Below are 11715 nucleotides of genomic sequence, written 5' to 3' on the forward strand. Positions count from 1 at the left end.
GCGTCAGGCCGACAACGACGTGAGAATCCCGTTAAGCGTCTCGAGCTCCGAGGGGTCTCTGGCCACCTCGGCCGCGGTCTCGGCGATCGCGGTCCGGTCGACGAACTCCAGTCCGTCGCCGTACACCGCGAGCACGGGCTCGTCTCTGAACTCGCCGATCGGTCGCGCGCGGACGCTCTCGACGGGGACGTAGGGGCCGTCGGGGAGCGTCGCCGCGTCGGCGTGCGTCGTCGGGAGGTCGGCGCGGTGGACGCCGACCAACACGTGCCCCGGGAGGAACGCGAGCGCCGTCCGGTACCCGAAGGGCGGCTGCGAGAGCATCCCGACGAGGAGGTACGTCAGGTCCTCGCAGTCCCCGCCGGCGTCGACGAGCGTCTCCGGAACCGCGCGGACGTAGTCCGGGACCCCCTTCGACGCCGTGTCCGTCACGTAGGGGAGGGAACGGACGAACGAGACCGCGCGCTCGAACCGCGCCGTGTCCGGGAACGCCACCCCGTTGCGATTTTCGAGGGCGTTCGCGGCGTCGATCCGCTCCACGAGCCGGCGGGCGTGGGGATCGGTCCGGGCCGACTCGAGCGCCGAGAGGTACCCGCGCGGGCGGCGGGCGGCGGCCGCGTACGCCGGTCGCGGAACGGAGAGGTCGACGCTCCACCGTCGTCCCCGGCCGTCGGTCCAGTCGTACGTCAACGCGTACCGCCCGCCGACGCGGTTTCTCGCGACGCCGTCGGCCGCGTCGAGCGACCTGGGGGTCGCGGCGCGGCCCGGCGACGGCGTGACGGCCGACGAGTACAGGCGGGAGAGCCCCCCGAGAGCGGAGGCGACCAGCCCGAGCGCGCACTGCGCGACGCCACGCCGGAGCAGTTCGCGCCGTTTCACGGGTGCCTCGCGGCAACCGTCGCTCGGTCGGCCGGCGGTGCGAACGGCGTCTCCGCCACGCTTTCTGGTCGCTGTGACCATCCTCCCAGTCGCCCGCGCTCGGGGAGTCGAACGCGTCGTGGGCAGCACACGCGCGCGGGACGACGAGTCACCGGAACCACCTGGCCTCGATCACGCAGTCGGCGTTCACCGTCAGCCAGGTGGCCATCTTCTCGTCTCCGGAGGCGCCGACGGGGTACACGGTGACCCGATCCGGGCCGGCGGGCCGCGTGTCGGCCCGCGAGGTCAACTCGGTCTGGACTGGGCCCGGTTCGCGCTCCGCTGCGGTCTCGTGCGGCGTCTGGTCGCTGTCGGAGGACACGGGTGGATCGACCGGGACCACTCGGAGCCGCCGCTTGAACCCTTATAATAGGCGACCCGACGCGGCGGGAGTCGACCGGAGCGGTATATAGCGGTGCGAGGCCTCCGGACCCCGCCGCGCGTCCGGCTCCATGGGGCCGGTCCACTCCGGCGCGTCTTCGGCGCTCCGCCGGGCGAGGCCGGCTGGGGACCCCTCCACCGCGCTCGGTTGCGCTCGGGAGCGCTCTAAACCGCTCGAGCGGGAAACGGTACCATAATATATAATATTTGATAAGAATCAATAGCCGGCGGTCGTCAGCGGGGGTATGGGACGTGATCGCTCCCCGAACGTGTTGCTCGTCGTGTTGGACTCGGTCCGCGCGAAGAACTGTTCGCTGTACGGCGCGGCCCGGACCACGACGCCGTTCCTGGAGTCGCTCGCCGAGGAGGCCGTCACGTACGCGCAGGCGAGAGCGCCGTCGAACTGGTCGCTGCCCAGCCACGTGAGCGTCTTCACCGGGCTGGAGGCACACGAGCACCGGCTCACCGTCCACGACCGACTTCGCCCGGGGAACACGGTCTTCGAGTCGCTCGCCGAGGACGGGTACGAGACCGGCCTGTTCACCGAGAACGGATTCCTGAACGGTCACGATTCGGGGATCGAGGAGTGCTTCGGGACGGTGGGAGGAGTCCCGGAGGAGTACGACGACGCGTACGACACCGCCTCGCTCAATCCCGGCCCGGACGGGTTCTACTACGCTGACCGACTGCTCGACTGGACGGCCGAGCGCGACGGAGCGTGGGCCGCGTGTCTGAACCTGATGGACGCTCACCGACCGTTCGAGCCGCGCGCGGCGTACGACGAGTGGGGCGACGAGCGCGCCCGCGACCTACAGGCGGACCTCGACGTCCGCTGGGAGTGGGAGTTCTACGGCTCGACGCACCCGTACTGGCGGCTCGGCGGTCTGGAGTCGCTCTACGACGGCGGGATCCGGCAGGCCGACGCCGTCGCCGAGCGGGTGGTCGAGACCCTGCGACGTCGGGGCGAACTCGACGACACGCTCGTGGTCGTCTGCGGCGACCACGGAGACGGCTTCGGCGAGCCCGGTCACCTCTCGAACGAACCCCACGCCGTCTCGCACATCATCCCGATGCACGAGGAGCTGCTCCACGTCCCGCTTCTCGTCCGTCCCCCGGGCGGCGCCGACGGCGAGGTGTGTCACCGCCCCGCCGCGCTGACCCGGTTCCCGTCCGTGGTGGCGGCCCACGTCGCGGGCGAGCCGCCGGAGGCCGGCTTCGCCGCCGAGCGCGTTCTGTCGCTGAAGCAGCCGGTCACCGCGGACCTGCGCGACCGGTTCGAGGACGCCTGCGAGGACGTGACCCCGTTCACGGCCGCGAGTCACGCCGTGTACACGAACGAGACGGGCAGGGGAGTCCGCAAGCGGTACCACTGGGGCGACGAGGGGCTGGAGGCGTCCGTCTCCGGCCCCGGCGACTTCGCGCCGCGTCGGGAGATCGATCCGGCCACGGTCACGGACGCGTTCGAGGACTCGGAGGCCGACGTTCGGGAGCCGATGGGCGGTCGGCAGGCGACGGAACAGGCGAAAGAACAGCTCGCTGCGCTCGGGTACTACTGACGCGGCGCGGTCGCCGTCGCCCGGCGGCCGGTCGCGGGGGGGTCCGTCGCGACGGACGAAGCCGGCGGCCCGAGCGTCCTCGCCGGCGGACGGTCTGCCCCGGGCGAAGAGCGAAAGCACCACGGGCTCGGCCCCGTGGCCGGATTTTCGAGCCCAGAACGGGGCGTCCGGAACGTCGGTCGCTGGCCACCAATTCGATATAGCGACATGAGATATACGAGTCGCGCTGACGACGAAAATACGTCGTCCTTCGAGCGACGGAAGTTGACTGATTCGGCGGAACTCCGGAATTATTACCCCCGCCGCCCGCGCAGCGATGCTCATGGTTGAGTCCGACTGGGGCGACTGGCTGCCGCGCGCGGTGGCCGACGCCGACCCCGACACCGCTGCGCTGTGGTACCTGGGTTGTAACGGCTTCGCGATCAAGGGGAGCGAGGGGACGGTCCTCTGGATCGACCCCTACGTCGGCACGGGCGACCCGCCGCGGACGGTCCGAATGGTTCCGGTCCCGTTCGACCCCGCCGACGTTGAGGTCGCGGACGCGGTGCTGGCGACTCACGAGCACACGGACCACGTCCACGGCCCCTCGCAGGCGCCGATCCTAGAGAACACCGACGCGGACCTCGTCGCGCCCGACGACTCGCTCGCGGTCGCGCGCGAGGAGGAGCGGTGGACCGAGGAATACGACGTGAGCGAGGCGGCCTTCACCGAGGTCACTGAGGGCGACGAGCTACGCGTCGGCGAGTTCACCGTTCACGTCGTCGAGACGCACGACGCAGACGCCACGCACCCGGTCGGCTACGTGATCGAACACGACGCCGGGACGGTGTTCCACGCCGGCGACAGCAAGCCCTCGCCCTCGTTCGCTAGGCTCTCGGAGCGGTTCGACATCGACCTCGGAATCCTCGCGTTCGGTTCCGAGGGCACGATACCCGACAAGGAGACGGGCGAGCCGGTTCAGACGAAGTGGTACAGCGACGAGAACGAGGTCGCGACGGCGGCGAACGACCTCGGCTTGGACCGCCTGGTGCCGACCCACTGGGACATGTGGAAGGGACTGACGGCCGACCCGACCGCGCTTCACGACCACGTGCGGAGCTACGAGTCGCCGAACCGGCTGGAGATAGTCGAGATCGGCGACCGGATCGACCTGTAAACGGGAGTCGAGCGGCCGATTTGTCGACGTTTCGGTTATCAACCACGAAACGCGGCCCGTGGAATTTAAGCCCTTGCTCCGGGACGTGCGGGTATGAGCGAACGGACGGCGGAGGCGGCCACGACCGTCGACGAGGACGGCATCCGCGTCGAGAAATCCTTCACTGACGACGCGTTCCCCGTGCCCGCGGTGATGTACACCCTCTCTTCGCACCGCGAGGACCCCGTACGGGTGCGTATCGTCGACCGGATCCCGGAGTCGTTTCCGATGGACCGAGTGGGGTTCCACCCGGAGTACGAGAGCGAGAACTGGACGGCGTACAAGGACCACCGCGTGGAGTTCGAACGGGTGATAGACCCGGACGAGACCGTCGAGACGGTGTTCGGGATCCGCGACGAGGACCCCGACCTCGACGGCTTCCTCGGCACGCCGGTGATCGAACACGTCCCCGTCGGCGAGGAGATAGAGGACGTCCTCGGCGCCGGCGACACGGACGCGGTCCGCGAGGTGCTCTCCGGCGACCGCGCGACGCTCCCGGGCATGGCGGAGGACGACGAGCTGCTCCCGGACGACCGGGCCCAGGAGCGTGCCGAGGAGCCCGACTCCGAGGCCGTTTCCGATGCCGAGGAGTCCGACGCGGAGTCGACCGAGCCACCGGAGACAGACGCCGAACCGGAGTCCGCTACCCCCGAACCCCGACCCGTCGAGGCGGAGACGGCCGCCGTGACGGCACACGAGGGAGAGCCCGTCGGCGCAGCGGTGGCAGAGAGCGAGTCTTCCCCGGACGAGGAAGCAGAGACGGCGACCGACGATATGCCCGAGGAAGCGCCCGAGGCGGACGACACGGACGCTGAGGAGCCTCACGAGGACGAGGCGGACGAGGAGAGAGCGGTCGAGGACGACGGCCAGGCGGCGAGGCTACCGGGCGAGGGCGGCCTCGCGGCGGCCCTCGCGGCCGAGATCCGTACCGGCGCGGCCGACGAGGAGGACATCGCGACCATCGAGGAGGCGTTCGAGGCCGACGTGCCGCGCAGCGTCGACGTGCGGATCGCCCGCCTCCAGTCGAGCGTGGCCGACATCGAGGCGTACGCCGACGCGCTCGCGGAGTTCATCGACGGCGAGGGCACGGCGCGGGAGATCCTCGACGGGATCGACGAGCGCGTCGACGCCGTTGAGGCGGAGGTCGACGCCCTCGACGACCGCCTGGACGAGGCTGACGACGAGCGCGAAACGCTCGCCTCGGACGTCTCGCGCGTCGACTCCGAAGTCGACGCCGCCACGGACGCGGTCGACGAGGTGGAGGACCGCGTGGACGCGGTGGCGGACGACGTCGAGACGGTCGAGAGCGACGTTCGGGCGGTTGAGGACGACGTCGCAGCCGTCGACGACAGCGTCGAATCGGTCCGGGACGCCGTCTCGACCGTCGAGACCGACATCGAAGACCTCGCCGCCGACGTGGACCGGGTCGAGGGAGAGGCCGACGCCGTCGCGGAGTCGGTCGACGACCTGGGAGACGACGTGGAAACCCTCTACGAGGAGGTCGACAGGGCGGCCGAGCGCGCCGAGAACGCCGAGGAGACGGCCGAGAGCGCGGAGGACCTCGCCGCCGACGCGACGGAGCGCGTGGACGAGGTCGAGTCCGGGCTCGACCGCTTCGACGAGGAGTTCGACGACCTGTGGGACGACCTCGCGGAGGTGGACTCGCGGCTCACCGACATCGAGGACCGCATCGGCGAGGACCTCGACGACGTGGCGGCCGAGATCGAGGAGATCAACGACCACCTCGACGAGCTCGACGAGTTCCGGACCAGGCTCAACGAGGCCTTCGGCCCGTAAGTCGGCCGCTCTCGACGCTGCGCAGCCGTTTCGGAGGGGAGCAGTCGCGAGCCGCCGTTCCGGTTCAAAAACGCAACCCGTTTCACCCGCCCGTCCGCAGATCGCTCAATGACAGATCCGGTTCCGGTCGCGGTCCCGCGGAAGGGACGCCCGCTCGAAGCGGTGTTAGAGCGGATCGCGGCCGTCGCGGACGGCGACCGCCTCGACCGGCTGGCGGACGGCGTGAGCAACACGCTCCGGTACGAGAAGGCGGTCACGAAGGGCTCCGTCGACGCCGACGCGGGCCCGTACGAGCGGCTCGCCGAGTACTCGGACCCGGCGACCGCCGCCGAGCCCGAGTTCACGCTGCTTCGCGACGACCGAAACGGGAAGCCGCGTCGGATCGTGTTCGACGCCGCGACGGTCGATCTGGGCGACGTGACAGTCAAACTCGTCGGCCGCGAGGAGCCGTTCCGCGCGCTCCGGACCCACGAGTTCGCGCTCGGATTCGACTCCGCGGACCTCGTCTTGGAGGAGGTGGTCGGCATCCGGGAGGGCGGCCTCGGCGACATCGCGGACATCAACGACCGCATCGACCCGGTCGACACCGACGTGCGCGTCGTGTCCGGCCTCGGTGACACCGTGTATCACACGCTGATGGGACGCGAGGACCGACGCGCGCCGAACACGACCTTCGATCGCGGGTACCTCGCCGACTACGAGGGGCCGCTGTGTATCTCGCCGCGGTACGAGCGCCTGGTCACCGCGGTGCTGGGCACCGACGCGCTCGACGGCGTGGAGTTCGTCTATCCCGACGCCGACGAGGAGGAGGAGGCGGCCATCGCTCGGGTCGGCCTCGGCGTCTACCTCACCGTCACCGGCTCGACGGCCCGGGAACACGGCCTCGCCGTCGGCGAGCACCTCTTCCCGAGCGAGACGGTCCTGATGCGTAACGCCGCCGAGACGGACGAATCGGTCTCTCGCGTGCTCGGGGCGTTCGAACGCGAACCGACCGACTCGGAGATACGCGTCTGAGTCCGGGTATCGTATAGCGGCATGAAATATACTCGTCGCGTCTGAACTGGATCCGACCTCGTCGCGCTGGCCTCGGTCCGTGTTTTCGTACCGGCAGTGACAGGAACTCCAGTCGATACGTCTCGGCGGTAACCTCTGTCGACGAAGGTCGTCCAGTTCGTGCCGTGTTCTCGAACAGTCCGACGGAATCGGTTAGCCGACTCCCTGGGAGGACGTGTCTCGGTGACCCTCGCATGGAAGCGATCGGGCCTACTGTATATCTGGAAGTGTAGTACTACAAATCCCAGATAGCAGTACTACAAGGTAAGATATACATCTAATACCGACGAAAACAGAGTGCCACACACCGAGATAAATTCACTTATCCGCAAATCTGGGATAGATTGAAGTTGGGAGCGCGAGAACGCTCGCTCTAAGGATGGCAGGGGATCGACAGTCGGTGAAGACGTACGTGCCGACGGATCAAAAAGAGATCTGGTGCGATCACGCCGACGAGTTGGACATGTCGCTGAGCGAGTTCGTCAGGACGATGGTACAGGCCGGCCGCAAGGGGTTCGCGCCGAGCGATTCGGCGACGGACGAGGAACTCGCTTCCGAGGGCTCCAACCCCGGGGGTCACGACCTCGAAAGGCGCGTCCGCGCGGCTCTCGAATCCGGCCCTCGATCGTGGGACGAACTGGTCCAAGCCGTGGTCGGTGACGTGGAGGACGAACTGGAGGAGACGCTCGACGAGCTCCAGGATCGCAACCGCGTTCGATACAGCGGGCGAGACGGGGGGTACGTGTTGACCGATGAGTAGCACGCGCGCGGCCCCCGATCCCGACGACCCGGTCGGATACTTCCTCGAGGACCTCACCTACCACGGAAAGACGGACCGGACCAGGGCGGCGTACGAGCGCGTCCTCCGGCGGTTCGAGGCGTTCCTCGACGAGAGCGGCCCGGCGTCGGCGACTCACCGCGACTGTATGGCGTTCGTCCACTCGCTTCGGGGCGACGTCGCCGACAGCACGGTCGCGACGTACGCCGCCTACCTCCACCGGTTCTACGGGTACATGACCGAGGTGGGCGCCTTCGAGGGCAATCCGATGACGCTGGTGATGGAGGAGATGGACGAGACCGTCGACAAGGACCCCGCCCGACGCGACGTCTCGATCCCGGCCATGCAGTCGTTCGTGGCCGAGATCCGTCACCCGCTCCACCGGGCGCTCGTGGTGACGCTTTTGAAAACCGGGATGCGGGTCGGCGAGCTGTGTAACCTCGATTTACGGGACTTATCCGTCACGGACCCGGACCTAGAGGCGGCCTACGCGCTCGGCGACCGACCCGCGCTATCCGAGCGTCCGGACTCGGTCTTCGTGACGGCCAACGCGGCCGTCGGCGAGGAGTTGAACGGGGAGGTGCGCACGGCCGCGAACAAGCGGAAGCGGGGGACCGTGATCCCCGTCGACGACGAGCTCCGCCGGGTGCTGAAGGCGTGGCTCGCGGTTCGACCGGACTCGCCGTCGCCCGCGGAACCGCTGTTCGTCGGCACCGCAGAGGGCTGGGGCGAGCGGCTGCGACCGCAGGCGGTCAGACACGTCGTCGAGCGCTACGCCCGCGAGGAAGGATGGTATCGGACCGGCGGCGGCGCGGACGAGAACGTCACGCCCCACTACTTCAGACACTTCTTCACGACGCACCTCCGCGATAGGACCGGCGACCGCGGGGTGGTGAAGTACCTCCGCGGCGACGTGGCCGACGACGTAATCGACACTTACACGCACAACTGGGGCGACCAGGTGCGCGAGGTCTACGAGGCGAACGTCTACCGACTGCTCCCGTAATCGACTCAAATTTGGTCGGGTAGAAAGCGACGAATTCTGTTCCAGGGCGAGTAGATAAATTGTATGTCGCTATATCGAAATTCTGCCCTGTAGATGCGAATAGCCCTGTTCTGCTGAACGGGATTCCCAGTTTTTGGGCGCACCACCACCATCGCGCACCCCGATCTACGCGAAGAATTCCTCAGACTCCGATCACAATCGACAAACGAATCGAATCAACCTGAAGAATGAGCCTTGTGGCTACTGATGGTTCTCACAGAAAGATTGAATGAGGGAAATGAAGGCCGGCTATATTAACCGGCTCAGTCGCCGCCTGACGTACGCGATGAACCGCTGCGCTGTAATCCGAGGCTTCGATCGAAACTCCACATCCAACCCAGCCTGGACAAGGAAGTCAATCATCAACCACGCGTTGTACAGCAGGACTGCGAATCCGAAGTGAAAGTTCCGAACCTCGAACTCCTTAGATGTCGTCCATGAAGCGAACTCCTTGATCTTTTTGAACGCCGTCTCAATTCCACCCCGGCGATTGTACTTCTCCACCTGCCGCTTCGTCTGCCGGCGATCCAGTGCTGTCTCGTCGTCCACGTGTAGATTCGTGTAGAACGGGACTGCAGTCTGATCCTCCTCATCTACAATCTCCTCGTCCTCATCAGGTTCTTCACCGTATCCGTACTGCCGCTCATCAGGGTCACCAGGCAGCCCGACGAGATTCGTTGTTACCCGGCTGTTTGAGACATCACCCTTCACCGCCCCGCGGAACGACCAGTCCTGCTTAGCTGCCAGAATGCCCCGTTTCATGTCTACATTCCGTCGGAGCCACCGTTTCGTTCGATCGTTCCGTGGTGCGGGCATTAGATACCGCAAATTGTTCTCTTCAAACGCACTCACGACATCAGCCGTAGCAAACGCCCGGTCTGCGTAAACGCACCGCGGCGTAACGTAGTCTGAGACGATGTCGAGCAGCTCACGGACAACATCACCGTGTACGAATGACTGCTCTCCCTCTCCGGGATACGCATCATTATCGGTCCGTTCAGCGTTTCCAACCGGGAGCATCCCAGCGACCATGTGGACGCCGTCACCGACGAGCGTTGCCGTAGCGAATTTATGACACCAATCATACTGCTTGTGATCTGGCGTCCCAGATACCCACTTCATACCCTCACGGTCACCGTAGTAAGCAACGTATGTGATATCAATTGCGAGAAACACCGGTTCCGGGAAATCAGCATAGGGCTTAATGCGTGTCAGCGCACGCCCAGCTGCTTCATTCACCATGTCGGTAATTTCCTCAATTGCCAGTTCGTGAATGGCGTTCAGAAGTGTCTCACCACGCATCCCGTCTTCGTAGAATGGATCCTCTGTGGGATGGATATCCTTCTGCTCGGCAAGCCGGTCGCCATTAATCACCGCGCCGTTGTTCGCCGCTTCACCGTTAATCCCCATCACTGTTAGGAGCTCCAGCAAATCCTCCTCGTCATAAATTGCGTTCTCGGGTCTTGGAATGTCCAGCGCTGGGAAGACCACATCTGCCATCTGATCCAGGACTTCCTTCGTCTTCTTCCGCAGCAACCGCTGTTCAGTTCGTTTTGAAGATCCGTCTGTTTCTTCTCGGTTCAACCCGGTGTGCCCGCCGATCGGGCTGCCGCGTTCCGTAGCGATCTTGTCGATATCTTTCGCGGCCCGTTCAATTGTGTCCTGTAATTCCTCGAATCGGTTCCGCCACGCGCGAGCGAACGTATCACCGATTGGAATGTTGCCAAGGGTGAATCCGAAGGCTTCGGCTATGTCTGGGTTATCTTCGAGCCGGCCGGAGAGCCCGGTAACGGATTCATCTTCGGTTTTCGCCCACAGGACCGCGAGAAACATGGGGTTGAAATCCTCTGTTTCTGCATGCCACTCAGGATACGAGTCTTGTCGTTGGTACCGTGATACGTCAACTTCCGCAGCGAGTTCCGGCCATTCTGTCTCAGCCTCAATTACGTTATCAGCCTGCTTAGCAAGTGCGGTGAGCGATCGCTCCAGATCGAGGTCGTCGATACTGGTCCGATCACTCATCGTTCAACCCCCCTGTGATGATAAGGTACGACTGATCTAGGTTGGAACCAAGATTTGAGTGTCGGGTCCATAGCGGAGCCACCAGCAGTACTCCAGTTTGGAGTATGAACATCCGCGTGTGTCTTCCGAATATATCCAGTTAAACAGACGCAGAGTGGCTGCTTTTCCGCATTTCTAATTGACCAGATATTTATTTGAGCATGAATTTGGAACTCAGTCCAATTTGGAGCTAACTATGATTCACTTGTAACAGGGGTTCGTGTGATCATGTAATGGCAGATAATGACGAGTATGAACCTTGCGAGACAATCTGGGAATTCTTGCAGTTGAAAGGGAGCGTGGGGCTGTTGACGTTACTGAATGAGGGTCCGCGGACGTTTTCGGAATTAGAATCGGAAATGGAGATCACCTCAACAACCATCTCCCGGCGACGTATCGACGCAGATGACCTCGGATTACTCACCGTTGAGTTGGAAAGCGGCGACCACGGGACCAAGCACGTCTACACGCTCACAGACATGGGTGAGCGTTTGGCGAAGCAGATGGTTCTCAATGAGGCCGCGAGCAACTACAAGGAGATGCGAAGACATCAGCGGGAACTCGAAGCAAAGACCGAGGAGACCATTGCTTGGGTAAGAGAGAACCCGGGGGAACTGTTACAGTACACCGAAGCACAAGAAGGCCGTGTCAAACCTAATGAACGCACTGGAATACCGTCTGAATTAGAGGAAATACGCTCTGATAAGGAGGATTCTGACGAAGAGACCGATGCCGATGATAGCGGCGGTGAAAACTCCAGTACAGATGATGCGAATGATCAAGAAGAAACGGAAACGAGTGATAACTCACCTGAGCGTGCCCAACCCCCGAGTGATAAGATATCAGGTGATCTCGGAGGATCAAATATGAACAGGACACAGGGAACGTTGGGGAATAATGCTAATGATGAAACGGAGTCCAAGTAAGTTGATTG

Annotated in this window: 10 protein-coding genes; 7 read left to right on the forward strand and 3 right to left on the reverse strand. The window is 64.7% G+C overall.

Annotation, left to right across the window (positions count from 1 at the left end):
- Positions 1–3: 3 nt before the first annotated feature.
- The gene (locus EXE48_RS10280) at positions 4–876 is read right to left on the reverse strand and encodes a hypothetical protein (protein WP_053771289.1); all 873 of its coding nucleotides are present in this window, start codon (positions 874–876) and stop codon (positions 4–6) included.
- A gap of 148 nt (positions 877–1024) precedes the next feature.
- Positions 1025–1237, reverse strand: coding sequence for a DUF7511 domain-containing protein (locus EXE48_RS10285; RefSeq protein WP_077152272.1), 213 nt, complete (start codon positions 1235–1237; stop codon positions 1025–1027).
- Between the two features lie 304 nt (positions 1238–1541).
- On the opposite strand from EXE48_RS10285, the gene EXE48_RS10290 reads away from it, so the two are divergent.
- The 6 genes from EXE48_RS10290 to EXE48_RS10315 all read left to right on the forward strand — a co-directional run bounded on the left by EXE48_RS10290 (position 1542) and on the right by EXE48_RS10315 (position 8681).
- The gene (locus EXE48_RS10290; RefSeq protein ID WP_053771291.1) at positions 1542–2852 is read left to right on the forward strand and encodes a sulfatase; all 1311 of its coding nucleotides are present in this window, start codon (positions 1542–1544) and stop codon (positions 2850–2852) included.
- A gap of 322 nt (positions 2853–3174) precedes the next feature.
- Complete coding sequence (locus EXE48_RS10295; protein WP_053771292.1) at positions 3175–4008, forward strand: MBL fold metallo-hydrolase; 834 nt, start codon at positions 3175–3177, stop codon at positions 4006–4008.
- Positions 4009–4101: 93 nt separating this feature from the next.
- Positions 4102–5844: an alanine-zipper protein gene (locus EXE48_RS10300; RefSeq protein WP_137705511.1), complete on the forward strand. Its 1743-nt coding sequence runs from the start codon at positions 4102–4104 to the stop codon at positions 5842–5844.
- 108 nt (positions 5845–5952) lie between these two features.
- A complete protein-coding gene (locus tag EXE48_RS10305; protein ID WP_053771294.1) occupies positions 5953–6858 on the forward strand; it encodes a phosphoribosyltransferase HisG-related protein in 906 nt (301 codons plus the stop codon).
- 418 nt (positions 6859–7276) lie between these two features.
- Positions 7277–7657, forward strand: coding sequence for a DUF5805 domain-containing protein (locus tag EXE48_RS10310; RefSeq protein ID WP_053771499.1), 381 nt, complete (start codon positions 7277–7279; stop codon positions 7655–7657).
- A complete protein-coding gene (locus EXE48_RS10315) occupies positions 7650–8681 on the forward strand; it encodes a tyrosine-type recombinase/integrase (protein WP_137711358.1) in 1032 nt (343 codons plus the stop codon). Before EXE48_RS10310 ends, EXE48_RS10315 begins: the two co-directional genes overlap by 8 nt.
- 288 nt (positions 8682–8969) lie before the next feature.
- On the opposite strand, the gene EXE48_RS10320 is transcribed toward EXE48_RS10315, so the two are convergent.
- Positions 8970–10742 (reverse strand): transposase, encoded by a 1773-nt coding sequence (locus tag EXE48_RS10320; RefSeq protein WP_199236377.1) that lies wholly within the window; start codon positions 10740–10742, stop codon positions 8970–8972.
- A 272-nt stretch (positions 10743–11014) separates the two neighbouring features.
- Between EXE48_RS10320 and EXE48_RS10325 the strand changes: the two genes are divergently transcribed.
- Positions 11015–11707 (forward strand): hypothetical protein, encoded by a 693-nt coding sequence (locus tag EXE48_RS10325; RefSeq protein ID WP_137711359.1) that lies wholly within the window; start codon positions 11015–11017, stop codon positions 11705–11707.
- Positions 11708–11715 lie beyond the last annotated feature (8 nt).

Source organism: Halorubrum sp. ASP1, assembly GCF_005435135.1.
GTDB lineage: Archaea > Halobacteriota > Halobacteria > Halobacteriales > Haloferacaceae > Halorubrum > Halorubrum tropicale.